Origin of the sequence: Actinomadura coerulea (assembly GCF_014208105.1) — a bacterium.
Taxonomy (GTDB): Bacteria; Actinomycetota; Actinomycetes; order Streptosporangiales; family Streptosporangiaceae; genus Spirillospora; species Spirillospora coerulea.
On sequence record NZ_JACHMQ010000001.1, the window covers coordinates 5,713,515 to 5,738,875 of the forward strand.

Here is a 25,361-nt window from a genome sequence, read left to right on the forward strand (position 1 = left end):
TCAGCATGCCCTTGTCCGGGCCGCCCGCGACTGAGCGCGGCCCGGTCGTCCAGAACGACCAGGAGCCACACTTGCCTTCTTCCGACCTGACCACTTCAGGCCTGCCCGACGCGCAGGCGCCGGACGCGGATCTCACCACCGACCGTCTCGTCCTGCGGCCGTGGACGACCGGCGAGATCGCCGCCGTCCAGTCCGGTGACAGGCTCGCCCACTGGGCGGACGACTTCCCCGCCGAAGGCGACCGGGTCATCGCCGGCTTCATCGCCGAGAACCCGTCCGCGCTCGGCGAGTACGGCCAGCGCCTGATCATCGAACGCTCCACCGGCCTGGTGGTCGGCGCCGTCGGCCTGTTCTGGCCGCCCGCGGACGGGGCCGTGGAGTTCGGTTACGGCGTCGTCCCGTCCCGCCGTGGCCGCGCGTACGCCACCGAGGCCGCCCGCGCCATCGCGGCGTTCGCCCTGACCGCGCCCGGCGTGGACAAGGCCGTCGCGACCGTGGAGCTGTCCAACCCGGCGTCGGTCCGCGTCCTGGAGAAGGCGGGCCTCCGCCTTGTCGGCACGAGCGAGGGCCTCGCCACCTACAGCACCGCCTGACCGCGGTGCCGAGCGTGCCGCCCTTCCCTCACGGGAGGGGCGGCACGTCCGTGTCCCGGGCGGTCAGCCGAACTGGCCGGGGACGTAGGAGCCGGCGGGCTGCCGGGTGATGACGTTCAGCCGGTTCCAGGTGTTGATGAGGGCGATGAGCGACACCAGGGTCGCGAGCTCCTCCTCGTCGTAGTGCTTGGCGGCGTTCTCCCAGACCTCGTCGGAGACGCCGGCGCCGTCGGCGAGGCGGGTGCCCTGCTCGGCCAGCTCCAGGGCGGCGCGCTCGGCGTCGGTGAAGACGGTGGCCTCACGCCAGGCCGCGACCAGGTTGAGGCGCACCGACGTCTCGCCCTCGTGGGCGAGGTCCTTGCTGTGCATGTCGACGCAGAATCCGCAGCCGTTGATCTGGCTGGCGCGCAGCTCCACCAGGTGCAGCGTCGTGGAGGGCACCGTCGAGCCCGAGACGACCTTGGCCGCCGAAAGCAGGTGCTTCATGAACTTCCCGCCGGAGGCGGTGCCGTAGTAGTTGAAACGGGGGTCCATGGCGGTCTCCTTGCCGTGTGGAGGGTTACGTCAGGTAGACGGGGCGGTCCCCTGAGGTGTGACAGCCTCCCGGGAGTGACTCCGCTCACCTCGGCGGTCCGGGCGGGCGGCGGGCGCGCGGCTGGGAACATGGGGGGCATGGCGAGGGCGATCGAGGAGCCGCGGAACGCGCGGAGCAGGCGTTCCCGGACGGCGCTGCTGCGGGCCGCGCGCGAGCTCGTCGAGGAGCACGGGATGGCGGCGACGACGATGGCGGCCGTCGCCGAGCGCGCCGGGGTGTCGCGGCGGGCCGTCTACCTGCACTTCGCTTCGCGGGCCGACCTGATCAGCGAGCTGTTCGACCACGTCAACGAGGTCGAGGACCTGCGGGGGCGGTTCGCCGCCGTCGGCGAGGCGCCCGACGCGGTGACCGCGCTGGAGATGTTCGCGCGCCGGCACGCCGACTTCATGTCGCGCGTCCTCGCGGTCGCGCGGGCGGTGGAGCGGGAGGCGGGCAGCGACCCGGACGCGGCGCGGCACTGGGAGGCCGCCATGCGCCGGCGGTACGAGACCAACCACGCGCTGATCCTGCGGCTGGACGAGGAGGGCGTGCTCGCCCCGGGCTGGACGGTCGACACCGCCACCGACATGCTCCTCGCGCTGATCGCCAACGAGGTGAGCGGGACGCTGCTCGACGACCGCGGCTGGAGCCCCGGCCAAATCGGCGACCACATGGCGCTGTTGCTGCGCTCAACCTTCGTAACGGGCGGGTAAGACCACCCCACTACCCCCGTTCGGGGGTGGCGTGGGTCACCCGGATGGCAAACCATCCTTCTGACCGGGGTGTCCGTGCTGCTACGAGGGAGAAGACCATGCCCGCAGTCGAGTTCCGCGCGGCGCGCGACTTCCTGCTCGCGCATCGCGACGACTACGCGACGGCGTACGAGAAGTTCCGCTGGCCGGTGCTGACCGGATTCAACTGGGCGCTGGACTGGTTCGACAAGATCGCCGAAGGGAACGACGCGCCCGCGCTGTGGATCGTCGAGGAGGACGGCTCCGAGGCCAGGTACTCGTTCTCGCAGATGGCGCGGCGGTCGAACCAGGTCGCGAACATGCTGCGCGGGGCGGGGGTGCGGCGCGGCGACCGGATCATCCTGATGCTCGGCAACCAGGTGGAGCTGTGGGAGACCGTGCTCGCGGCGATGAAGCTCGGCGCGATCATGATCCCGTGCACGCCGCTGCTCGGCACGGCCGACCTCCAGGACCGGCTGACGCGCGGGAAGGCCCGGCACGTGGTGACCGCCTCGTCCGAGGCCGGGAAGTTCGACGGCGTCGAGGGCGAGTTCACGAGGATCGCCGTGGGCGAGCCGGTGGAGGGCTGGCTGCGGTACGCCGACGCCTACGAGGAGGGCGAGTCCTTCACCCCCTACGGGCTGACGATGTCGCGGGACACGCTGCTGCTCTACTTCACGTCCGGGACGACGGCCAAGCCGAAGCTGGTCGAGCACACCCACGCGTCCTACCCGGCCGGGCACCTGTCGACGATGTACTGGATCGGGCTGCGGCCGGGCGACGTCCACCTGAACATCTCGTCGCCCGGGTGGGCGAAGCACGCGTGGAGCAACATCTTCGCGCCGTGGGACGCCGAGGCGTGCGTGTTCATCTTCAACTACACCCGGTTCGACCCCGACCGGCTCGTCGACACCCTCGAACGCTGCGGAGTGACGAGCTTCTGCGCCCCGCCGACCGTGTGGCGGATGCTGATCCAGTCCGACCTCGGACGGCTCGGCAGACCGCCGCGCGAGGTCGTCGCGGCCGGGGAGCCGCTGAACCCCGAGGTGATCGAGCGGGTGAAGCAGGCATGGGGCCGCACGATCCGGGACGGCTTCGGGCAGACGGAGACGACCGTCCAGATCGCCAACACGCCCGGCCAGCCGGTCAGGCCCGGCTCGATGGGGCGTCCCGTGCCCGGCTACAAGGTGGTGCTGATCGACCCGCTGACCGGGGAGCCGGGCGAGGAGGGCGAGATCTGCCTCGACCTGGAGGACCGCCCGCTCGGGCTGATGACCGGCTACCACGGCGACGACGAGCGCACCGAGGAGGCGATGGCCGGCGGCTACTACCACACCGGTGACATCGGCTCCCGCGACGAGGACGGGTACATCACCTACGTCGGGCGCGCCGACGACGTGTTCAAGGCGTCCGACTACAAGATCTCCCCGTTCGAGCTGGAGAGCGTGCTGATCGAGCACGAGGCCGTGGCGGAGGCCGCGGTCGTCCCGTCGCCCGACCCGGTGCGGCTGGCCGTCCCGAAGGCCTACGTCACGCTGGCGAGCGGCTGGGCGCCGGACGCCGAGACCGCCAAGGCGATCTTCGCGCACTGCCGGGAGCAGCTGTCGCCCTACAAGCGGGTCCGGCTGCTGGAGTTCGCCGAGCTGCCGAAGACGATCTCCGGCAAGATCCGCCGGGTCGAGCTGCGGGCCAGCGAGATCGACAAGCATCCCGGGCAGGACGACCGGCCGGCGGGCGAGTTCAGGGAAGAGGACCTGCGATGAACCTGTCCTACGCGTCGGGCGTCTCGGCCACGCCGCTGCTCGGCGACACGATCGGCGCGAACCTCGACAGGACGGTCGCGGCGCACGCGGAGCGCGACGCGCTCGTCGAGCGGGCGTCCGGCCGCCGCTGGACCTACGAGCGGTTCTCCGACGACGTGGAGGCGGTCGCGCTCGGCCTGCGCGACCTCGGCGTCGTCAAGGGCGACCGGGTGGGCATCTGGGCGCCGAACTGCGCCGAATGGATGCTCGTCCAGTACGCGACGGCCAAGCTCGGGGCGGTCCTCGTCAACATCAACCCCGCCTACCGGGTGCACGAGCTGGAGTTCGTCCTCAACCAGGCCGGGATCCGGACGCTGATCGCGGCGCCGGTGTTCAGGTCGTCCGACTACGCGGCGATGATCGAGCAGGTCAGGCCCCGGTGCGCCGCCCTGCGCGACGTCGTGCTGATCGGGACGCCCGGGTGGGACGAGCTGATGGAGGCCGGCCGCACCGGCGAACCGGGCGTCCTCGACGAGATCGGGCGGATGCTCACCGCCGACGACCCGATCAACATCCAGTACACGTCCGGGACGACGGGCTTCCCCAAGGGCGCGACGCTGTCGCACCACAACATCCTGAACAACGGCTACTTCGTCGGCGAGCTGTGCGGCTACGACGAGGAGGACCGCGTCTGCGTGCCGGTGCCCTTCTACCACTGCTTCGGCATGGTCATGGGCAACCTGGCGGCGACGAGCCACGGCGCGTGCGTCGTGATCCCCGCGCCGGCGTTCGACCCGAAGGCGACGCTGGAGGCGGTCGCGGCGGAGCGCTGCACCTCGCTGTACGGGGTGCCGACGATGTTCATCGCCGTCCTGAACGAGCCGTCGCTCGCCGGGCTCGACCTGTCCTGCCTCCGCACCGGGATCATGGCGGGGTCGCCGTGCCCGGTCGAGGTGATGAGGCAGGTCATCGAGCGGCTCGGGATGAGCGAGGTCGCGATCTGCTACGGCATGACCGAGACGTCGCCGGTGTCCACGCAGACCCGCGCGGGCGACTCGCTGGAGCGGCGCGTGTCCACGGTCGGGACCGTCCTGCCGCACCTGGAGGTCAAGGTGGTCGATCCGGAGACGGGCGTGACCGTCCCGCGCGGCGTCCCCGGCGAGTTCTGCACGCGCGGCTACTCGGTGATGCTCGGCTACTGGAACGAGCCGGACAGGACGGCCGAGGCCGTCGACACGGCCCGCTGGATGCACACCGGCGACCTCGCGGTGATGGACGAGGAGGGCTACGTCAACATCACCGGCCGCATCAAGGACATGGTGATCCGCGGTGGGGAGAACATCTACCCGCGCGAGATCGAGGAGTTCCTCTACACCCATCCGGACATCGTCGACGCGCAGGTCATCGGGGTCCCGGACGAGAAGTACGGCGAGGAGCTGATGGCCTGGGTGCGGCTGCGCGAGGGCGTGCCGGGCCTGACCGCCGGGGAGCTGCGCGCGTTCTGCGAGGGCAGGCTCGCCCACTACAAGATCCCCCGCTACGTGCACGTGGTGGAGGAGTTCCCGATGACGGTCACCGGCAAGATCCGCAAGGTGCAGATGCGCGCCGAGGCCGTGGACATCCTCGGCCTGGAGGACCCCGCCTCGCGGCACGCGTAGGCCCGCGCCGCCGCATGACCAGGTTCGCCCGTCCCGCCACTTTCGAGGCGGGGGTCGCGCAGGGCATCCTCGGAGCATGGGCGATGACGTGGGGGCCGTCCGGTCGGCGGTGCTGACGCTGCAGCGCACGACCGGCCTGCCCATGGTGTTCGGGGGCGCCCTCAGCGGCCAGGACCGGCTGGTGATCACCGAGCTGGTCGGCAACACGACCGACTCGCTGAACGGCCTCGTCGTGCGCCAGGGCAACGGGCTCGGCGGCAAGGCGATGGCCATGGGACGGCCCGCGTGGGTCAGCAACTACCCGTGCTCGGCGTCGATCAGCCACGACTACGACAAGCCCGTCGGGCGCGAGGGGCTGCTGTCGATCGTCGCGGTCCCGATCGTGGTGCGGCGGCGCGTCCGCGGCGTCCTCTACGGCGCGCTGAGGGAGCCGCTGTCGCTCGCCGACCGCGTCGTGGGCGCGGCCGTGGAGGCGGCCCGCGACCTCGAACAGGACCTCGCCGTCCAGGACCGCGCCGACGAGGCGCTGGCGCGGACGCCGCCCGCCATGTCGGCGGCGCGCTGGGAGGAGGTCCGGGCCGTGCACGCGGAGCTGCGCGCCCTGGCCGAGCAGGTCCGCGACCTGCCGACCCGCGACCGCCTGCGGGAGGCGTCGCTGCGCCTCGCGGCGGCCGGGCTGGACGAGCCGGCCGGGTCGCCGCGCCCCGTCCTGTCGCCCCGCGAGCTGGACGTCCTGGCGTACGTCGCGATCGGCTGCACCAACGCCGAGGCCGCCGAGCGCCTCGGCCTGCTGCCGGAGACGGTGAAGAGCTACCTGCGGTCGGCGATGCGCAAGCTCGACAGTCACACCCGGCTGGAGGCCGTGACCTCCGCCCGCCGCGCCGGCCTGCTCCCCTGACCCTCGCGCCGCGCCGCGCCGGTGAAGTAAAGCTGGATGCCCGAGAGGACCTGCGGGACCATCAGCGCCCCGGCCGCCGCCCTCGGGTTGCGGTGGGGCGGGCCGGCGGGGGCCTTCACGGGCCGGTGAACACCGCGGGCGGGGCGAGGACCGTTCGCGACGCCGGCAGTGGCCCGACCTGCGGCGCTGCGCCCAGGCCCGAAATCGGACCACTCAGGTGAGCCGATTGTGATCCCATAGCGGCCTCCTACCCGCCCAAAACCCCGATAGCGTGGGACTTGTGGAGGTTGAGGACTCAGGTTGGACATCCCGCCGCAAAGCACTCTGGCTGATGGGGGCGGCGGCCGGTCTCGCCGCGCTCGGGGCGGACGGCGCGCGCCCTCCGCACGGGTCGGGGGCACCGGCATGGGCCGTGCCGTCCCCCCGCGCGAGGCCGGTCATCCATCCGACCCCGACGCCCACCCCGACTCCGACCCCCAGGCCCGCGCCGTGGACGCCGGCGAAGCTCACCGCGCTGGAGACCCCCGTCCGCGAGCTGACGCAGCTGTCGCCCCCGCCGCCCGCCGAGTCGATCGCCCTCACCATCGACGACGGCCCGAGCCCCCTGTGGACGCCCCGGGTCCTCGACCTGCTGGCCGAGCACCAGATCCACGCGACGTTCTTCGTCATCGGCGAGCAGGTGAAGGAGTTCTCCAAGCTCACGCGCCGCATCGCCGACGCCGGCCACCAGATCTGCAACCACACCGAGACGCACCCGATCTACATCGCGAGCATGGCGAAGAAGCGGGTCCGCAAGGAGATCGTGGAGGCGCACGACCGGATCGCCGACGTGACCGGCGTCGTGCCCCAGTTCTTCCGCTCCCCTGGCGGCGCGTGGACGAAGACGATCCTGGAGACGGTGGCCGAGCACGACATGCTGCCGATCGACTGGGCCGTCGACCCGCGCGACTGGGCCCGGCCCGGCGTCGGCCACATCCGCCGCACGCTGATGAAGGGCAAGGCCGGCAATATCATGCTGTGCCACGACGGGGGCGGCGACCGCTCCCAGACCCTCAAGGCCCTGGACACCGTCATCCCGAAGATGAAGAAGCGCGGCCTGACCTTCGTGGCGCTCTGACCTTCGTGGCGCCCTGACCCTCGTGGCGCCCTGACCTCGGCGGAGCCTGGGGTGTACTCAGGTACACCCCAGGCCCGGGTTGCGGGCACACTGTGCTGCGAGGGCGCCGCCACAAGACTGGACTCCAGACGGCAAGCGACCCGCGGAGGATCCGGTGAACGGTGGAGTGGTGGAAGAGACACGGCTGCAACGGCATGTGCGGGCGCCCTGGCGGGGCCTCGCCCTCTGGCTGCTCGGCATCCCCGCGACACTCGCCGGCCTGTGGTTCATCGCGGTCGTATCGATGATCACGAGCTTCGTCGGGGTGCTGCTGTTCCCGTCCTCGGCGATGCTGCTGCGCGAGCGGCTCGACGCGTACCGGGTCCGCATCAACCGCTGGACCGACGTCCGGATCGCCCGGCCGTACCTGCCCGAACCGGAGCGCGAGCCCGGGCTCCAGGGCATGGTCAGGCGGTTCGTCGCACTGATCAGCGACCCCGCCACCTGGCGGGACTACCTGTGGGTCCTCACCGACCCGGTCGTGTCGGCGCTCACCGCGGCGCTGCCCGCGATGCTGATCCTGTACGGGGTGTGGGGGTACGTGCTCGCCGCCTTCGCCGGCGACATGATCGGGCACTACGGCGGCAGCGACTGGTACGCCTACATCCACGTCACCGCGGGGTACGGCCGCGACACCGGACGAATCCTCTCCACGGTGGTCGTCGCCACCGCGTGCATCGCCCTCGGGTACGCCATCGGCCCGAAGATGCTGACCGCCTACGGGCACTGGGGCCGCGCCCTCCTCGGCCCGACGAGGAAGTCGGAGCTGGCCCTGCGCGTCCAGCACCTCACCGAGACCCGGTCGGAGGCCGTGGACGCCTCCGCCGCCGAGCTGCGCCGCATCGAGCGCGACCTGCACGACGGCGCCCAGGCCCGGCTCGTCGCGATGGGGATGAGCCTCGGCGCGATCGAGCACCTGCTCGACAGGGACCCGGAGAAGGCCCGCATCCTGCTCGCCGAGACCCGCGCGTCCTCGGCGAAGGCGCTGCACGAGCTGCGCGACCTCGTCCGCGGCATCCACCCGCCGGTGCTCGCCGACCGCGGCGTCGGGGACGCGGTCCGCGCCCTCGCGCTCGACCACCCGATGGACGTCGAGGTGTCCGCCGACCTGCCGGCGCGGCCCGAGCCGCCGGTCGAGTCGGCCGCCTACTTCGCGGTGTCGGAGATCCTCACCAACGCGGCCAAGCACTCCGGCGCGTCCCGCGTCTGGATCGACATGCGGCACGAGAACGGCATGCTGCGGATCACCGTCACCGACGACGGGCGCGGCGGCGCGACCCTGGACGGCGGCTCGGGGCTGCGCGGGATCGAGCGGCGGATCGGTACATTCGACGGCGTCCTCGCCCTCAGCTCGCCCCCGGGCGGCCCGACGATCGTGACCATGGAGCTGCCGTGCGCGTTGTCCTCGCCGAAGATCTCGCCCTCCTGAGGGAGGGGCTCGTCAGCCTCCTGGAGTCGCACGACTTCGAGATCGCGGCGGCCGTCGACAACGGCCCGTCCCTGCTGAAGGCGCTGCTCGACCACCGCCCGGACGTGGCGGTGGTCGACGTGCGCCTGCCCCCGTCCTTCACCGACGAGGGCCTCCAGGCGGCGCTGGAGGCGCGGCGGCGGATCCCGGGGCTGCCCGTCCTCGTGCTGTCGCAGTACGTCGAGCAGCTCTACGCCCGCGAGCTGCTCGCCGACGGCACCGGCGCGATCGGCTACCTGCTCAAGGACCGGGTGTTCGACGCGGCGCAGTTCGTGGACGCGGTCCGCCGGGTCGCCGCGGGCGGCACTGCGATGGACCCCGAGGTCATCTCCCGGCTCGTGGCCCGGGGCACCCGCGACACGCCGCTCGGCCGCCTCACCCCGCGCGAGACCGAGGTCCTGGAGCTGATGGCGCAGGGACGCTCCAACGCGGCGATCGCGGAGCGGCTCGTCGTCACCGAGCGCGCGGTGACCAAGCACACCGCGAACATCTTCGCCAAGCTCGACCTGCCCGTGACCGGCGACGACAACCGCCGCGTGCTCGCCGTCCTGGCCTACCTCAACCGCTGAGCCGCCCGCCGCCGGGCGCGGCGGTGGCGTAGTCTGCCCCGCGAGCAGGCCCGGGGAGGGCGCGATGACGGTGATTCTCGTTCTGCTGTGCCTGGCGATCGCCGGGCGGGAGCTGTGGCTGGCGTTCGAGCGCGGGCGGACGCCGGGCGCGCCCGAGATCGCCGACATCCGCGCGCGGCTGCACGACGCCGACGCCCGGATCCGGTCGCTGGTCGCCCAGATCAACGACCGGCTGGTGCCGGACGTGAGCGGCCGGCTGAAGGAGCAGCGGGAGGCCGCCGAGGAGCAGCGCGCCGCGGTGGAGCGGCTGGCCGCCGAGATGGCCGTGCTCCGCGGGCACCTCGCCCGGCGGCTCGACCAGGCGGCCGCCGAGTCCCTCGGCGCCGACCCCGCCGACCTGGTCACCGGGTCCCTCGCGGTCGTGCCGGCCGAGGCGCGCCCGGCGCTGTCCGGCCCGTTCGAGCGGTTCGCCGAACACCACGGGCTGCGCGTCGAGCTGACCGACGGGGACCGCTACTACCTGTCCGGACGCAGCCCGCGCGGCCTGGAACGCGACTTCCTCGACCTCGTGGCCGCGCTGCGCGAGCACCGCGCGGAGTCCACCGGCCCGGCGCGGGCCCTGCTGGGCGCGCTCCGCGACGTCGACGGCGGCGGCGCGCGGATCGGGCCGCTCCTCATGGCGCGGACGCCGGAGTCGCTGGTGTGCGGGGTCCTGCCGCTCGCCGAGCTGCGCGGCCCCGACGCCGACGGGCTGCTCGACGACCCGGACGTCGCCGCCCGGCGCCTCCACCGGCTGCCCGAAGGCCGGTTCTGCGACGTGTCCGCCTGGCCCGCTCTCAACGCCTGAACCGTCACGGGCCGGCGCCGGCGGTCGCCCTCAGCGCAGGGGGGACTTCCAGGGGAACTCGGGCGCGCGGCGTTCGAGGAACGCGGCGATGCCCTCCTCGACCTCCCCGCTGGCGGCGACCTCGGCGAGCCACCGCCGGGTCTTCTCCTCGACCGGGCCCGCGGCGACGATGGCGTCCACGATGTCCTTGGTGGCCTGCTGGGTGAGCAGGGAGCGGGACGCGAGGGTCTCGGTGAACGCGGCGACGCGATCGCGCAGGGCGTTCCCGGGGACCACCTCGTCCAGCAGCCCGACGCGCAGCGCGTGGGCGGCGTCGACCAGGTCGGCGGAGTAGAGCAGGTACTTCGCCGCCGACGGCCCCACCAGCCCGACCAGGCGCGCCGTCGCGGCGGCCGGGTAGACGATGCCGAGCCGGGCCGGCGTGATCCCGAAGCGCGCGTCCTCCGCCGCGAACCGCAGGTCGCAGGCGGCCGCGAGCTGGCAGCCGCCGCCCACGCAGTATCCCTCGATCGCGGCGAGCGTCGGCTTGCCGAACGCGGCGAGCGCCCGCTCGGCGACCGTCGACAGGTGCGAGTCGTCGTCGCGGTGGATGTCGTCCAGCTCGGAGATGTCGGCGCCCGCGCAGAAGTCGCCGCCCGCGCCCGTCAGCACCACGACCCGGACGCCGGGGTCGGCGGCGAACCCGTCCAGGATGCCGGGCAGCGCCCGCCACATGTCCGCCGACATGGCGTTCCGCTTGGCCGGCCGGTCGATCGTGATCGTCCCGACGCCCCCGGCCGTCTCGAACCGCAGCCCCTCGCCCATCGTCCTCCCTCGCCCCGCGCAGCGCGGCTCATCGTATTCGCCCGCCGCCCGGCGCCCCGCCGCGGGAGGGCCGGTCCGGGGGCCGTCGGAACCTGGAGGCCGGTCCGGTAGTCATAACCATCGCCGGCATGGGCACTGTCAGCATGAGCACCGGGACCGCGGCCGGGGACGCCGCGGCACCGGACGAGCGCAGGGGGACATCCGCGTGAAAGCCGTCACCGAACCGGGGGAATGCGAAAGCGCCCTCGATTGCTGTACTGTCGAGGCAACGTCCTTGGATTCTCACGACTCGCGTCGAGGACGTCTCTTCCCCGCCCGGGCCATCTGAGCGCCCGGTGAGTTTCGGTCCGGCACGCACACGGCGTGCGGGGCCACCGCACAAGGGAGCCGACGTCAGCCCGGTGGACCGAGCTGCATCCTTCGCATTCCTCTCGCGTACGCGCCGCGGGTTCCGCCGCCGTACGCGGATTCCGACCCCGGGCGGCGCCGCCCGCCGCGCGCCCGCCTGAGAAGGGACCCGTATGTCCGCCCCCACTCTCGAAACAGAACCCGCGGCAGGCCGCAAGGCCCCCGCACGCGGCGCGCACACCGTGTCCGCGCAGAGCGCCCGCAAGGACGCCCGGCAGCCGCGGCGCCCGGCCGACGACGGTCCGACCGTCCCCTTCCACGGCCTCCTGTCCCTCCAGGACAAGCACGCCTTCGTCCGCACGTCCGGCTACCTCGCCGGCCCGGAGGACGTGCACGTCTCCCTCGCCCAGGTCAGGGCGCACCACCTGCGTCCCGGCGACGTGGTCGCCGGCTTCGCCAGGGCGCCCAAGCAGGGCCGGGGCGACTCCCCCTCCCTCGTCCGCGTCGAGACGGTGAACGGCCTCCCGGTGGCGGAGGCGGCGAACCGGCCCGAGTTCGGCGCGCTGACCCCGCTGTTCCCCGAGGAGCGGCTGCGCCTGGACACCGGCCCGCTCGCGACCCGCGTCATCGACCTGGTCGCGCCGATCGGCAAGGGGCAGCGCGGGCTCATCGTGTCGCCGCCGAAGGTCGGCAAGACGATGGTGCTGCAGGCCCTCGCGAACGCCATCGCGGAGAACAACCCCGAGGTGCACCTGATGGTCCTGCTCATCGACGAGCGGCCCGAGGAGGTCACCGACCTGCAGCGGACCGTCCGCGGCGAGGTGATCCACTCGACCTTCGACCGTCCCGCGCGCGACCACACCGCGCTCGCCGAGCTCGCCGTGGAGCGGGCCAAGCGCCTCGTCGAGCAGGGCCACGACGTCGTGATGCTGCTCGACTCGATCACCCGGCTCGGCCGCGCCTACAACCTCGCGGCGCCCTCCAGCAGCCGCATCCTCGCCGGCGGCGTCGCGACGACCGCGATCTACCCGCCCAAGAAGTTCTTCGGCGCCGCCCGCAACATCGAGAACGGCGGCTCGCTCACCATCCTCGCCACCGCCCTGGTGGAGACGGGGTCCCGCATGGACGACGTCTTCTTCGAGGAGTACAAGGGCACCGGCAACATGGAGCTGAAGCTCGACCGGGGCCTCGCCGACCGCCGCGTGTTCCCCGCCGTCGACATCGAGGCGTCCGGGACGCGCCGCGACGAGCTGCTCATGTCCCCCGAGGAGCTCGCCCTCTCCTGGCGCCTGCGCCGCGCCCTCCAGGGCCTGGACAGGCAGGGCGCCGTCGAGCAGCTCCTGGAGAAGATGAAGGGCACCTCCTCCAACGCCGAGTTCCTCCTGCGCCTCCAGCAGACGACCTGACCGGCCTTCGCGTCCGGGCGCTCAGCCGCCGTTCTCCGGCCTGAACGACCTGAGGATCCTGTCGTAGAGGCGCTGGCCGGGCGTCCACTCCGGATCGGGCGCGTGGAAGCAGAACTCGTACCCGGCCGCGCGGCCGCACAGCACGTGCCGGACCGCGTCGTGCACACCGTCCCGCCAGGTGAACTCCCATTCGGCGGCGCCGTCGACGACCTCGGGCACCGGTTCCAGCCGCAGCCGCTGGTAGCCCGGATAGCGGTGCTCCGCCACGGCGCCGCGCTCCTCCGAGCGCAGCCCGGTCAGCGGGTCGCCGGGGGCCGGGGCGATGCGCAGCCCCCGCGCCGCGCCGACGTCCTTCCAGGTCATCACGCTGCCGCGCCGTTCCGCCTGCCAGCCCGCGGGCACCCGCACCGAGTAGGCGCCCGCCTCGTGGTACTTCGCCGTCTTCACCGACACGCCCGCCGCCGGACGCAGCGCGACCGCGTCGCCCTTTCCGACCGCCGTCCACCGGGCCGTCCAGGTCCCCGCCCCGGCCGCGACCGCCGCGAGCAGCGCCACGCTGACGACCGTCCCGGGCCGCAGGCGCCGCGACGGCAGCGCCGGGACGCGCCACCCCGCCTGCCGCGAACCGCACGGCGGCTTGCCGGACCTGTCGCCGGGCGGCCTGCCGCCGCGCAGCGTCCACGGGACCCGCGGCCCGCGCGGAACCGGCGCCCTCGGGGCGTCCCTCGACACCCAGGCGCCGCTGAGCGCCCACGGGACACGGCGCCGCAGGACGGTGCGGTGCGCGGAGAAACGGCGGGGATGCGGAATCGGCGCGCGGGTGAAACCCGGTTCCGGAACAGTTCCGATCACCATTTGCAGCATTTCGGCGGTGGCCTCGGCCGTCAATCTGTCCTCCGGCCGCTGCAGCAGCAGCCCTTCGATGACCGAACCCAGCGGCCCGGCCCGTACCGGGCGCGCATAGTCGCCCAGAAGAACCGCCACCATCGACGCGAGGGCGTGGCAGCGCAGGAAAGGTGAAAAGCCCTCGACCGCCGTGTAAAGCGTCGCGCCGAGCGACCACAGGTCGGACGCCTCCACGCTCGGCAGGCCGTTCACCCGCTCCGGCGGCAGGTACGCGGGAGAGCCCTCGATCCCGGCGAGCAGGGTGTCGGCCGGCTGCGGGCCCTTGCCCGTGTGGACGGCGAGGCCGAAGTCGCTGAGCAGGACCCGCCCGTCGTCGCACAGCAGGACGTTGCTGGGCTTGACGTCGCGGTGCAGGATGCCCGCCGCGTGCGACGCGCGCAGCACCGACAGGACCGCCGCGCCGATCTCCGCCGTCCGGCGCACGCCGAGCGGGCCGTCCTCCGTGACGAGCCTGTGCAGGGAGCACGACTCCAGGAACTCCATGACGATCCAGGGACGGCCGTTCTCGATGATGAGGTCGTGCACGGCGACCACGCCGGGATGGCGCAGGGCGGCGGTCGCGCGGGCCTCGGAGAACAGGCGTCTGCACATCACCCTGCGCTCGCTCTCGGTGATGCGCGGGGGGAGGTGGACCTCCTTGACCGCGACGTCCCGGTCGAGCATCTCGTCGTACGCCCGCCAGACGGTGCCCATGCCGCCTCTGCCGACGACAGAGAGCAGGCGATACCGGCGCGCGAGCGGTATCAGCCGATCCCCACTCATGCGGCGGTTAATCGCCGGAACGCGCCCAAGGCACGCTCCCTCGGCATCAATTGATTCTTGACTGGCAGGCGCCGAGGAAAAAGTGGCCGGGCGTGGTATAACCCACACACCGTGACTTTACCAAGACTCTACGCGAACACACTCCTGGCCCACTTGTAATCTGACTTCCCGACGGCAGTTCGCTGTACCTCGCCGACCAGGGCCAACTGCCGCGGAAGTTTGTAACCGGCAAGACGTTCACGGCAATATTCGGTCAAATCCTCAAGGGTCACCGTCGCGCCGGGGCGCGGGGCGACGACGGCCGCGACGCGCTGCCCGAACCGCTCGTCCGGAAGGCCCACGACGACCGCGTCCTCCACGGCGGGGTGGTCCTTGAGCGCGACCTCGACCTCCTCCGGGTACACCTTCTCGCCGCCCGTGTTGATCACCAGGGAGCCGCGGCCGAGCAGCGTGATCGTCCCGTCCTCCTCCAGGCTCGCGAAGTCGCCGGGAATCGACCAGCGCGTCCCGTCCGCGGCGGTGAAGAACGTCGACGCCGTCTTCGCGGGGTCGTTGTAGTAGCCGAGCGGGATGTGGCCGCTCCGGGCCAGCCTGCCGATCTCGCCGGGCCGCACGACGTTCAGGTCGTCGTCGAGGACGGTGATCCCGGGCTTCATCATGAACCGGGCCGTCCCCTCCTTGGCGCCGACGGACGGTCCGCACGCGCCGGTCTCCGACGCGCCGTAGTTGTCGAGGAACATGATGTCCGGCAGATGCTCCCGCAGGGCCGCCTTCGCCCCCTCGGTCAGCGGCGCGCCGCCGGACGCGATCGCCATCAGCGAGGACGTGTCGTGGTCGCCGGAGGCGAGCGCCTTCGCGACCGGGCGCGCCATGACGTCGCCGACCAGCATCATCACGTTCGCCTGCTCCTCGGCGAGCAGCCGCAGGGCCCTGTCCGCGTCGAACGCGTGGTCGGTGTAAAGGACGACCTTGGCGCCGCTGAACAGTCCCATGAACGCGACCCACTGGCCCGCGCCGTGCATGACGGGCGCGCAGTCGAGCACGGCCATGGCGGGCTGGTCGGCGTTCGCGGCCAGTTCCTCGGGGCTGCCGATGGGGTCGCCGAGGACGTTCCCGCCGCCGAGCGCGCCGAAGAAGATGTCCTCGCAGCGCCACTCGACGCCCTTCGGATAGCCCGTCGTGCCGCCCGTGTACATGATGTAGCGGTCGTCGCCGGAGCGTTCGGGGAAGTCGTCGTCCGGGGAGGCGCCCGCGAGCGCCTTCTCGTACTCGACCGCGCCGGGGATCTCCGCGGCGGAGCCGTCCTCCAGCACGACGACGTGCCGCAGCGCCGGCAGCTCGCCGCGGACCTCCTCCGCCCTGGCCAGCAGCGAACGCTCCCCGACCAGCGCCACCGAGTCCGAGTCGGCCAGGACGTGGCGCAGCTCGGCGGCGACGTAGCGGTAGTTCACCGGGATCGGCACCGCGCGGATCTTGAAGACGCCGAGCATCGCCTCGATCCACTCGGCCCGGTTGTGGGCGAGGATGGCCACGTGCTCGCCGGGCCGCACCCCGGCGTCGGCGAGATGGTGCCCGACCCTGCTCGCCCGCTCGCTGAGCCGCCGGTACGTCCGCCGCTCCCCGCCCGCCACCAGGGCCGGGCGGTCGGGCCCCGCCGCGGCCAGGATCTCGAGCAGGTCGGCCAGATTGTAGCTTCGCGCCATGCCACGTCCTCGCAATTCGGGGTGGGGGACTGCTCCCGATCCTCCATGCGGACCGGCGCCGGCTCAATCCTTGTCGACATTCCGTCCAATGAGATGAGTCACATCTCACGTGCCTGATCCGGCCACGCTCAAGGTTCTTACACGGCTCTTATCTGGGTACCGGCATGCTTGGTCGTAACGATTGAATATCAGACGGGGGTAGTGGTGAGCGCAGGTGCGATGGCGTGGACCCCGCCGACGTGGGAGGAGATCGTCAGCGAGCACTCGACCCGGGTGTTCCGGCTGGCGTACCGGCTGACGGGCAACCGCCACGACGCCGAGGACCTCACCCAGGACGTCTTCATCCGGGTCTTCCGCTCCCTGTCCTCCTACAGTCCCGGCACGTTCGAGGGCTGGCTGCACCGGATCACGACGAACCTGTTCCTCGACCGCGCCCGCCGCAAGCAGCGCATCCGGTTCGACTCCCTCGGCGACGACGCCGCCGAGCGGCTGCGGGGCCGCGAGCCCGGCCCCGCGCAGGCCTACGACGAGCGGCACCTCGACCACGACATCCAGAAGGCGCTGGACGGCCTCGCCCCCGAGTACCGCGCCGCCGTCGTCCTGTGCGACATCGAGGGCCTGTCGTACGAGGAGATCGCCGCGTCGCTGAACGTCAAGCTCGGCACCGTCCGCTCCCGCATCCACCGGGGCCGCGCGCAGCTGCGGACCGCCCTGGAGCACCGCCGCCCCGCCGAGTGCGCAGTGACGAGCGTCACTAGTGACCGCTGAGTAACTTCCGGCCTAACCTTCGCCCGTGGACAACGCGCGGGTGAACATCGCTTTCGAGCGCCGCGGCGAGGGGCCGCCCCTCGTCCTGCTGCACGGCATCGGCCACCGCCGCCAGGGGTGGGCCCCGGTCATGGACATGCTCGCCGCCGAACGCGAGGTCTTCGCGGTCGACCTGCCCGGCTTCGGCGACTCCCCGCCGCTGCCCGACGGCGCCCCCTACACGCTGGACACGGCCGTCTCCGCCCTCGCGGACGCCTTCGCCGCCCTCGGCCTGGACCGCCCGCACATCGCGGGCAACTCCCTCGGCGGCCTGTTCGCCCTCGAAGCCGCCGACCGCGGCCTCGCCAGCTCGGCGACCGTCCTGTCCCCGGCCGGCTTCTTCAACAACCTGGAGTTCCGCTACGGCATGTCGGTGCTGCGCGCGTCGCGGCTCGGCGCCCGCGTCCCCGAGACGTTCCTCACCCGGCTGGCCCGCTCCCCGCGCCGCCGCACGCTCATGTTCGGCATGATCTACGGCCGTCCCGACCTGATGGACGTCGAGACCCTCGCGGGGGACGCCCGCGCCATGCGCGACGCCCCGGGCTTCGAGCCCACCCTCCGCGCGGGCCGCACCACCCGGTTCCTCGGCTCCTGCGCCGACGTCCCCGTGACCATCGCCTGGGGCACCAAGGACCGCCTGCTCCTGCGCAGCCAGGCCATCCGCGCCCAGCGCCGCCTTCCCGACGCCCGCTTCGTCTGGCTGGAGGGCTGCGGCCACGTCCCGATGGCCGACGACCCGGCCCTCGTGGCGAAGGTCCTGCTGGAGGGCAGCGCGCATCCCCTCCGCGGCGCCCGCCCCGAAGCCGCCGCGTCCTAGGCAGGTCACGCGTTCGCGCGCGTGGCCGGAGGCCACTTCGAGACAGGCCCCTGGGGTTCAGGCGCTTCCGGGCCTCAGGCGCTCGGTCAGGTAGGCGAGGATCTCGTCTCTGGCCCGGAGCGTGGGGTGCCCGTCCTCGTCCACGAGGTGCGCGGTGACGACGCTGTGGGGGGTCCCGACCACGTCGCGGAAGAACGGCGGCGGGTCGGTGTTCGCGACGCCGCCCGGGAGCACGCGGCCGTCGAAGGCGTCCCCGAGCAGGGCCCGGTAGGCGGCGAACCGCTGGCCGGTGCACCACCGGTCGTTGTCGAAGCGGTAGGCGAGGACGGTCAGGTCGTCGCGAGCGACGCGCTCCTTGACCGCGCGGGCGTCGTCCTCGCTCAGCTCCAGCCCGCCGGGGTCGTCCAGGGGCAGTGACGGGTGGTTGACGACCGGCGCTATGACGGCCGGTTCCAGCGCCATGGTGAGGGCGAAGTTCCCGGTGAAGCAGAGCCCGATCGCGCCGACCCCCGGCCCGCCGCACTCGGCGTGGGCCTGCCGGGCGAGCCCGCGCAGCCACGCCGTGACGGGGCTGGTGCCGCCCCCGGCGAACGCCCGGAACTCGGCGCTCACGCAGGCCCGGCGGACGATCCGCTCGCCGTCCTCGACCGTGGGACGGGCGCCGTCGCGGCCGAAGAGCGACGGCACGTGGACGGTGAAGCCCGCGTCCCGCACCCACCGCGCCAGCCGCAGGACGTCCGGACTGATGCCGGGCATCTCCGGCATCACCACGACGGCCGGCCCCGTTCCCGCGACGTGGACGGTCTTCACGACTCCGTCCACGTCCACGTACCGGCGGGAGAAATCCGCGATCGGGTCGTCAGGACGCCCGCTGTCAGTGTTCATGGAGACAGCGTGGCCGGGCGGCGGGCCCGGCCGGGAGAGGCCGGATCGCCATGTGCGGGGGTAATCTCGCCATCGTGGAGGACGGCGGGAGTCGGGCGTGAGCGCGTTGCGGGTGGGGGTGCTGGCCTATCCGGGCTGCTTCGCGTCGGAGGTGTTCGGCGTGCCCGATCTGCTGACGATGGCCGGGCACGTCGCGGGCCCGGACCGCGCCGGCTACGCGGTGTCGGTGGTGTCGCCGCGCCGCCGCGTCGTCGCCTCGGGAGGCGTGGCGCTGGCCGTCTCCCCGCTCCGCGAGGTCGACGTCCTCGTCGTGCCGGGGTTCGAGCTCCATCCGGGCCTCGACGTGGACGCGAAGCTCGCGGGGCTGGGCCCGGAGACCGCGGCCGTCCGCTCGCACGCCGCCGCGGGAGGCGCGGTCGTCTCGATCTGCGTCGGCGCGTTCCTGCTCGCCGCGGCGGGGCTGCTCGACCGGCGCCGGGCCACGACGGCATGGCTGTTCGCGGACGAGCTGGCCCGGCGCTGCCCCGGCGCCGACGTCCGGCCCGACCTCCTGGTCGTCACCGACGCCGGGGTGACGACGACGGCGGCGTTCAGCGCCATGTACGACTTCGCCCTGGAACTGGTGCGCCGCCACAGCGGCCCCGCCGTGGCGCGGGCGACCGCGCGGATGGCGCTTGTGGACGACGCGCGCTCGTCCCAGGCCCCCTACGTCGACGCCAGGCTCCTCCCGCAGCCCGGTCACGAGTTCTCCCGCCGGGTCATGCGGCACCTGGACCAGAGCCTCGCCGCCCGGTACGACCTCGCCGCGCTGGCGGACGCGTTCAACGTCAGCACCCGGACGCTGCTGCGCCGCTTCGCGCACGAGACGGGCCGGAGCCCGCTGGAGTACCTCCAGTCGGCCCGCGTCCGGCGGGCGCGCCACCTCCTGGAGACCACGGACCGGACGGTCGCCGCCGTCGCGGCCGCGGTCGGGTACCGGGACCCCGGGACCTTCGCGGCCCTCTTCGCCAGGCACACCGGGCGGCGGCCGAAGGACTACCGCGTGACCTTCCGGCGTCCCGTCCGGTGAGGGCCCGCACGTGAAAGGCCGGGGTCCGCGCGCCGGCCGCGCGGACCCCGGCCTCATGCCCGCTCGGCTCAGCCGGTCACCGGAAGGTCGCCGGGAACCGGAGTCGGGGCGGGGGCCTCACCGGGCGGAGCCGAGGGCGAGGTGGGCTTGCCCGGCTGGGACGGCTGGGACGGCTGACCGGGCCGGCCCGGCTGTTCCGGCCGGCCTCCTCCGCCCTTGCCGCAGCTCGCGGACGCGATGCTGATCGTCTGCGTCTTGCCCGCCAGGGTCGCCGCGACCTCGATGGCGGTCACCGTGAGGTTCCCGTCGTGGCCGCGGACCTGCTTGTTCAGCGTGACCCTGACGTTGCCGAGGCCCTTCAGGTCGGTGGTGACGGTGGTGTTGGGCGTCGCCCCGATCTCCAGCGCCCGGGTGCCCAGCTTCGCGCCCGCCACGTGGGAGACTCCGCTGCCGTTCTCGCACTTGGCGGAGACGGCGTGCGCGGACAGGCCGAGCTTGGCCACCCGCAGGTCGGCGACGGACGCGCGGCCGTGCCCGGCCCACGCGGAGCCGTTCAGCAGCCGCGCCGCCACGAGCGGGTTGGCGGGCAGTTCCGCCACGCTCTTGCTGGTGGGCCGCTGCGCCGCGGACGCCACCGAGGAGGTCGGCGGGACGGCGACGGTGCCGGTGGCGGAGATGGCGACCGCCGAGCCGGCCCCGCCGGGGGCGGCGGACGGCGCGGCGGAGGCGGGGGCGGCGGACAGGGCGAACGGCAGGGCCAGCGCGCCGGCGACGGCCGCGCACTTGGTGAGTGCCTGCAAACGCACGGTTCTCTCCTCAGGGGGTTCTTGATCGTGGGGTTGGGGCGGGGTTCGGGCGGCCCGGCCGCGCGGCCGGGCGGATCGCGGAACCGTCAGTCCGTGATCTGGACGGGCGTCCCGAGCGGCACCTCGGCAAGCTGCTTCAGCGCGTCGGCGGGCACCCGCACGCACCCGTGGGTGACGGCCTTGCCGAACACCGACTTCGTCGGCCAGCCGTGGAACGCGACCGTCCCGGGACCGCCGCCGAAGGTGTCGAGGGTTGCCGAGTGCGCGCCGACGGGCAGGACCAGCGGGCTGAAGGTGGGCTTCTCGGGGGCGAGCGAGGCGAGCAGGAACGTCCGTCCGGTGGGCGTCGGCGTCTTCGGCGCGCCGACCGCCACGGACCAGGCGCCCACCTGGCGGCCGTCCCGGGACAGGGTGAGCCTCCGGTCGCCGAGGTCCACCTTGACGGTGCTGGAGCTCCGCGCGGACTTCAGGCCGGAGTCGGGGATCCAGCCGGTCACACCGTTCGGGCGGCTCGGCAGCAGCACCCGCCGCCAGCCCGGGCGGCTCTCCAGGACGGGCACCCACGTGGGGCCCTTGAGCTGGGTGCTCGGCAGCTCCGCCACGGCGGGCGCGCCCGGCTTCGCCGAGACCGGGACCGTGTCGTCCGGGTGCACGACGGTTCCGTCGCTCTTGGCGGACGGGGCCTCGTCCCGCGGCAGGTCGTCCAGCGTCGTGTACGTGGTGGCCTCGGGCAGCTTCTCCATGCCGCCCGCGGGGGACGCGCCGGCGGACGCCCCCTTGTGGCCGCCCCCGCATCCGGTCACCAGCAGGGCCGTCGCCAGCAGGGCGGGTGCCGCCGTCCGGGCCGTCCGCCCGGCGGCGCGCGGTGGTTCGTCGCTCACGAAAGAACTCCAAGTGATCCCGCCGGAGAGGGGCTCCGGCACGCCTCTGTGCCCGCTCTCTACGCGCGAGGGACCTGGGAGGTTGCACGGTGTGCGGAAGGAATCGCGGTCCGTGCCCCGCCGCCGCCTCCGGCCGGTGCGGCGGCACCGGGAACAAGCGGGGATTGACATCTGTTTGAACCCTCAACTAACCTTCGACGAGTTCGTTGAAGTTTCAAGCATTGAACAGGAGTCCCCATGAGCATCGCCGCCGTCGCCCCCGAGCTGACCGTCGGAACCTGGAACATCGACCCCGCCCACTCCGAGGTCACCTTCGTGATCCGGCACCTGATGACCAAGGTGCGCGGCACGTTCACCGACTTCGCCGGGTCCGTGCAGATCGCCGAGGAGCTGTCGGAGTCCACCGCCACGGCGGAGATCAAGGTCGCCTCGATCGACACCCGCAACGCCGACCGCGACGCCCACGTGCGGACCTCGGACGTCCTCGACGTGGAGAACCACCCGGTCATGACGTTCTCGACCAAGGGCGTCCGCGCGCAGGACGGCGAGTACCTGCTGGACGGCGAGCTGACGATCAAGGAGGTCACCCGCCCGATCACCCTCACGGTCGAGTACAACGGCGTCGGCGAGGACCCCTGGGGCGGCACCCGCGCCGGGTTCTCCGCCGAGACCACGATCAACCGCAAGGACTGGGGCATCGAGTTCAACGTGCCCCTGAAGGGCGACAAGGCCCTCCTCGGCGACAAGGTCGACATCCAGCTGGAGATCCAGGCCGTCCGCGCCTGAGCGCTCCCGCCACTGCCGAAAGGGCCGCCCCTCCCGGGCGGCCCTTTCGCGTTCCCGGGAGCGAGGCCGCCGCTCCGGCGGGGCGCCGGTTCAGGAGCGGCGACTCCCCCAGCGCAGGCGCCGCTCCGGCGGCGGGCGCTATTCCAGGGGGAGACGCAGGGCGAAGCGTGCGCCGGAGGGGTGGTCCTCGATCCTCAGCGTCCCACCGTGCGCGCGGGCGATCTCGCGGGCGATCGCGAGGCCGAGGCCGGCGCCGCCCGCGCCGCGGCTGCGCGCGGTGTCCAGGCGGGTGAAGCGCTCGAAGACGCGCTCCCTGTCGGCGGGCGCGATGCCGATTCCGTCGTCGGTGACGACGAGCAGCGCCAGGCCGTCCCGCCTCCCCACCTCCACCGCGACCCGCGAGCCGGCGTAGCGCTCGGCGTTGTCGAGAAGGTTGCCCAGCAGCCGGACGAGCTGCATCCGCACCCCGCGCACCACGACGCCGGGGGACAGCTCGGTGACGATCTTCAGATCGGACGGGCGGCGCCGGACCTCGGCGCCGGCGAGCGCGGCCAGGTCGATCGGCTCCTGCGCCGCGCTCCCGCCGGTGCCGATGCGGGCGAGCAGCAGCAGGTCGGCGACGATCGACTCCAGCCGGTCGGTGTCGCGCAGCGCCGACGCGATCACGCCCCGCAGGTCGTTGTCCTCCGGGTGCATGGAGGCGTCCTCCAGGTTGGCCCGGAGCCCGGCGATGGGGGTGCGCAGCTCGTGCGAGGCGTCGGAGGCGAACTGCCGCTGCCGCGCGACGGCCCGCTCCAGCCGGTCCAGCGTCTCGTTGGCGGTGCGGGCCAGCTGCGCGATCTCGTCCTGGCCCGCCGGCTGCGGCACCCGGCGGCTGAGGTCGGTGGCGCTGATCTCCGCGAGCTGGGCGCGGATCGCCTCGACGGGGCCGAGCGTGCGCCCGACGACGCGCCAGGTGATCCCCGCGGCGACGGCGGCCAGCAGCAGCACGCCCGAGCCGAGCATCCCCTCCAGCAGACCGTTCACGAGGTAGGACGGCTGCCGGGCGGCCGCGTACACGACGACGGAGTCGGGCGCGGTGCTCACCCGGATGGCCTCGGCCACGAAGCACTCGCGGCCCGGCCACCGGCCGCGGCACTCGGTGAAGTCCTGGACCCGCATGTGGCTCGGCGGCCAGAGTCTGCTCACCGGCGGCCTGTCCGTTGCGGCGGGTGTGGCGTTCGTCACCCGTCCGCCGGGCTCGACGACCTGGATGAGGACGCGGCCGCGGGAGTCGCCGCGGATCGCGCCCTCCAGCGTCCCGTCGCGCACTCCGCCGCTGACGCGGCGCGCGTCCACCTGCGTCCGGCGGAGCAGTTCCGCCTTGACGGCGCTGCGCACGGCGACGTCCACGCCGATCGCGGTGGCGCCGAGCACCAGTGCGGCGATCACGGCGGCGACGAGCGTGTCCCTGCCCCGGATGGACCGGGGGCGCATGCGCATGGGTCCTCCACGACCGGCGTACCGGTTTCCCGGCGGGACGACACACGCTACCGGCCGGTCACGAAACGGGGAGCCCGAAACTGCACGCCGTGTTTTCACCATCGCTTACTGGGACATCCCGTTTTATGACGATTCCCTCCGGCACACAGGGACGGACACACATGGGCAGGGACGTGGCTTCGGTCGCCATCAGCGGCGAGGACCGGCGGCGGTATCGCGACAAGGTGCGCAGGTGCCTCGACGTACTGGCCCGGATGCTGGGCGAGTCCCAGTTCGACTTCGAGCGCCCCCACATAGGGCTGGAGATCGAGCTCAACCTGATCGACTCGCTCGGCGACCCGCTGATGCGCAACGCGGACGTGCTCAAGGCGATCGCCGACCCGGCCTGGGCGACCGAGCTGGGCCAGTTCAACCTGGAGATCAACATCCCGCCCCGCGAGCTCGGCGGCGCGGGCACGGGAGCCCTGGAGACGGAGGTCCGCGACCATCTCGCGCACGCCGACGACCGGGCCCGCGAGGTCGGCGGCCGGCTCGTGATGATCGGCATCCTGCCGACCCTGCGGCGCACCGACATCGGCGAGGAGACCCTGTCGTCCAACGCGCGCTACAAGATGCTGAACGACCAGATCTTCGCCGCGCGCGGCGAGGAGATGCGCATCGACATCGACGGCCCCGAGCCGCTGCGCATGCACACCGACACGATCATCCCCGAGGCCGCCTGCACCAGCGTCCAGTTCCACCTCCAGGTGAGCCCCGACGAGTTCGGCGCGTACTGGAACGCGGCCCAGGCGATCGCGGGCGCGCAGGTCGCGATGGGCGCCAACTCGCCGTTCCTGTTCGGGCACCGGCTCTGGCACGAGACCCGCATCACCCTGTTCGAGCAGGCCACCGACACCCGGCCCGACGAGCTCAAGACGCAGGGCGTGCGCCCCCGCGTGTGGTTCGGCGAACGCTGGATCACCTCCGTGTTCGACCTCTTCGAGGAGAACACCCGCTACTTCCCGTCCCTGCTGCCGCTGTGCGACGACGAGGACCCCCGCGAGGTGCTGGACCAGGGCGGCATCCCCGAACTCGGCGAGCTCACCCTCCACAACGGAACGATCTACCGCTGGAACCGCCCCATCTACGCCGTCGTGAAGGGCCGCCCCCACCTGCGCGTGGAGAACCGCGTCCTGCCGGCCGGGCCGTCCGTCGCCGACGTCGTCGCCAACGGCGCCTTCTACTACGGCGTCGTCCGGATGCTGGCCGAGGAGGACCGTCCCGTCTGGTCCCGCATGTCCTTCGCCACCGCGGAGGAGAACCTGCACCGCGCCGCGCGCGACGGCCTCGAATCGACCCTCTACTGGCCCGGCATGGGCGAGGTGCCCGCCGCCGAGCTCGTCCTGCGCAAGCTGCTGCCCCTCGCCTACGAGGGCCTCGACCGCTGGGGCGTCGACCCCGCCCGCCGCGACCGCCTCCTCGGCATCATCGAGCGCCGCTGCGTCACCGGCCAGACCGGAGCCGCCTGGCAGATCAACACGGTCCGGAGCCTGGAGGAGGAGCACGGCGTCGGCCGCCACGACGCCCTGCGCATGATGACCCGCGCCTACGTCGAGCACCTGCGCGACAACGAGCCCGTCCACACCTGGTAACCCGAAGATCTTCACAGCTCCCGCACAAATCA

General features: G+C 73.0%; 22 protein-coding genes and 1 pseudogene. 15 read left to right on the forward strand and 8 right to left on the reverse strand.

Features of this window, described 5'->3' with window-relative positions; all coding sequences use genetic code 11:
• The first annotated feature begins 71 nt into the window (after positions 1-71).
• Complete coding sequence (locus tag BKA00_RS26275) at positions 72-593, forward strand: GNAT family N-acetyltransferase (protein WP_230298775.1); 522 nt, start codon at positions 72-74, stop codon at positions 591-593.
• 63 nt (positions 594-656) lie between these two features.
• Here BKA00_RS26275 and BKA00_RS26280 read toward each other — a convergent pair whose 3' ends face one another.
• Positions 657-1,127, reverse strand: a complete 471-nt coding sequence (locus BKA00_RS26280) for a carboxymuconolactone decarboxylase family protein (RefSeq protein WP_185029194.1) — start codon at positions 1,125-1,127, stop codon at positions 657-659.
• A gap of 138 nt (positions 1,128-1,265) precedes the next feature.
• On the opposite strand from BKA00_RS26280, the gene BKA00_RS26285 reads away from it, so the two are divergent.
• The 8 genes from BKA00_RS26285 to BKA00_RS26320 all read left to right on the forward strand — a co-directional run bounded on the left by BKA00_RS26285 (position 1,266) and on the right by BKA00_RS26320 (position 10,236).
• Positions 1,266-1,880, forward strand: coding sequence for a TetR/AcrR family transcriptional regulator (locus BKA00_RS26285; RefSeq protein WP_185029196.1), 615 nt, complete (start codon positions 1,266-1,268; stop codon positions 1,878-1,880).
• Between the two features lie 98 nt (positions 1,881-1,978).
• Positions 1,979-3,661: an AMP-binding protein gene (locus BKA00_RS26290; RefSeq protein WP_185029197.1), complete on the forward strand. Its 1,683-nt coding sequence runs from the start codon at positions 1,979-1,981 to the stop codon at positions 3,659-3,661.
• Positions 3,658-5,298 (forward strand): AMP-binding protein, encoded by a 1,641-nt coding sequence (locus tag BKA00_RS26295; RefSeq protein ID WP_185029199.1) that lies wholly within the window; start codon positions 3,658-3,660, stop codon positions 5,296-5,298. The genes BKA00_RS26290 and BKA00_RS26295 overlap by 4 nt, the downstream gene beginning before the upstream one ends.
• Before the next feature lie 76 nt (positions 5,299-5,374).
• Positions 5,375-6,196: a helix-turn-helix transcriptional regulator gene (locus BKA00_RS26300; RefSeq protein ID WP_185029201.1), complete on the forward strand. Its 822-nt coding sequence runs from the start codon at positions 5,375-5,377 to the stop codon at positions 6,194-6,196.
• A gap of 280 nt (positions 6,197-6,476) precedes the next feature.
• On the forward strand, positions 6,477-7,313 hold the full coding sequence (locus BKA00_RS26305; RefSeq protein WP_338072163.1) for a polysaccharide deacetylase family protein: 837 nt from the start codon (positions 6,477-6,479) through the stop codon (positions 7,311-7,313).
• Positions 7,314-7,482: 169 nt separating this feature from the next.
• Positions 7,483-8,781, forward strand: a complete 1,299-nt coding sequence (locus BKA00_RS26310) for a histidine kinase (RefSeq protein ID WP_230298774.1) — start codon at positions 7,483-7,485, stop codon at positions 8,779-8,781.
• Positions 8,745-9,389 (forward strand): response regulator, encoded by a 645-nt coding sequence (locus tag BKA00_RS26315; protein ID WP_185029203.1) that lies wholly within the window; start codon positions 8,745-8,747, stop codon positions 9,387-9,389. Before BKA00_RS26310 ends, BKA00_RS26315 begins: the two co-directional genes overlap by 37 nt.
• Positions 9,390-9,453: 64 nt before the next feature.
• Positions 9,454-10,236, forward strand: a complete 783-nt coding sequence (locus BKA00_RS26320) for a hypothetical protein (protein ID WP_185029205.1) — start codon at positions 9,454-9,456, stop codon at positions 10,234-10,236.
• A 30-nt stretch (positions 10,237-10,266) separates the two neighbouring features.
• Here BKA00_RS26320 and BKA00_RS26325 read toward each other — a convergent pair whose 3' ends face one another.
• The gene (locus BKA00_RS26325) at positions 10,267-11,040 is read right to left on the reverse strand and encodes an enoyl-CoA hydratase/isomerase family protein (RefSeq protein WP_185029207.1); all 774 of its coding nucleotides are present in this window, start codon (positions 11,038-11,040) and stop codon (positions 10,267-10,269) included.
• Positions 11,041-11,726: 686 nt separating this feature from the next.
• On the opposite strand from BKA00_RS26325, the pseudogene rho reads away from it, so the two are divergent.
• Positions 11,727-12,794 (forward strand): annotated as a pseudogene (gene rho, locus BKA00_RS26330) (transcription termination factor Rho); the annotation flags it as partial.
• 21 nt (positions 12,795-12,815) lie between these two features.
• Here rho and BKA00_RS26335 read toward each other — a convergent pair.
• On the reverse strand, positions 12,816-14,462 hold the full coding sequence (locus tag BKA00_RS26335) for a serine/threonine-protein kinase (RefSeq protein WP_268248214.1): 1,647 nt from the start codon (positions 14,460-14,462) through the stop codon (positions 12,816-12,818).
• A gap of 128 nt (positions 14,463-14,590) precedes the next feature.
• Positions 14,591-16,165 carry an acyl-CoA synthetase gene (locus BKA00_RS26340; protein ID WP_185029212.1) on the reverse strand — a complete coding sequence of 525 codons (1,575 nt, stop codon included), beginning with the start codon at positions 16,163-16,165 and terminating at the stop codon, positions 14,591-14,593.
• 219 nt (positions 16,166-16,384) lie between these two features.
• Between BKA00_RS26340 and sigE the strand changes: the two genes are divergently transcribed.
• Entirely contained in the window at positions 16,385-16,933 is a 549-nt protein-coding gene (gene sigE, locus BKA00_RS26345; protein ID WP_185034829.1) for an RNA polymerase sigma factor SigE, read from the forward strand.
• Between the two features lie 25 nt (positions 16,934-16,958).
• Positions 16,959-17,789 (forward strand): alpha/beta fold hydrolase, encoded by an 831-nt coding sequence (locus BKA00_RS26350; protein ID WP_230298773.1) that lies wholly within the window; start codon positions 16,959-16,961, stop codon positions 17,787-17,789.
• A gap of 57 nt (positions 17,790-17,846) precedes the next feature.
• Here BKA00_RS26350 and BKA00_RS26355 read toward each other — a convergent pair whose 3' ends face one another.
• Positions 17,847-18,674 carry a dienelactone hydrolase family protein gene (locus tag BKA00_RS26355; RefSeq protein ID WP_185029214.1) on the reverse strand — a complete coding sequence of 276 codons (828 nt, stop codon included), beginning with the start codon at positions 18,672-18,674 and terminating at the stop codon, positions 17,847-17,849.
• Between the two features lie 97 nt (positions 18,675-18,771).
• Between BKA00_RS26355 and BKA00_RS26360 the strand changes: the two genes are divergently transcribed.
• Positions 18,772-19,743 (forward strand): GlxA family transcriptional regulator, encoded by a 972-nt coding sequence (locus BKA00_RS26360; protein ID WP_185029216.1) that lies wholly within the window; start codon positions 18,772-18,774, stop codon positions 19,741-19,743.
• Between the two features lie 68 nt (positions 19,744-19,811).
• Here the strand turns inward: BKA00_RS26360 and BKA00_RS26365 are convergent, their stop codons facing one another.
• Both BKA00_RS26365 and BKA00_RS26370 read right to left on the reverse strand, forming a co-directional pair.
• On the reverse strand, positions 19,812-20,549 hold the full coding sequence (locus BKA00_RS26365; protein ID WP_185029218.1) for a choice-of-anchor P family protein: 738 nt from the start codon (positions 20,547-20,549) through the stop codon (positions 19,812-19,814).
• Positions 20,550-20,635: 86 nt separating this feature from the next.
• Positions 20,636-21,430 (reverse strand): L,D-transpeptidase family protein, encoded by a 795-nt coding sequence (locus tag BKA00_RS26370; RefSeq protein WP_230298772.1) that lies wholly within the window; start codon positions 21,428-21,430, stop codon positions 20,636-20,638.
• Between the two features lie 237 nt (positions 21,431-21,667).
• Here BKA00_RS26370 and BKA00_RS26375 point away from each other — a divergent pair, with 237 nt between their 5' ends.
• Positions 21,668-22,216, forward strand: coding sequence for a YceI family protein (locus BKA00_RS26375; RefSeq protein ID WP_185029221.1), 549 nt, complete (start codon positions 21,668-21,670; stop codon positions 22,214-22,216).
• A 138-nt stretch (positions 22,217-22,354) separates the two neighbouring features.
• Here the strand turns inward: BKA00_RS26375 and BKA00_RS26380 are convergent, their stop codons facing one another.
• Positions 22,355-23,698, reverse strand: coding sequence for a sensor histidine kinase (locus BKA00_RS26380; protein ID WP_185029223.1), 1,344 nt, complete (start codon positions 23,696-23,698; stop codon positions 22,355-22,357).
• A gap of 161 nt (positions 23,699-23,859) precedes the next feature.
• Between BKA00_RS26380 and BKA00_RS26385 the strand changes: the two genes are divergently transcribed.
• Positions 23,860-25,329, forward strand: a complete 1,470-nt coding sequence (locus BKA00_RS26385; RefSeq protein ID WP_185029225.1) for a glutamate-cysteine ligase family protein — start codon at positions 23,860-23,862, stop codon at positions 25,327-25,329.
• Positions 25,330-25,361 lie beyond the last annotated feature (32 nt).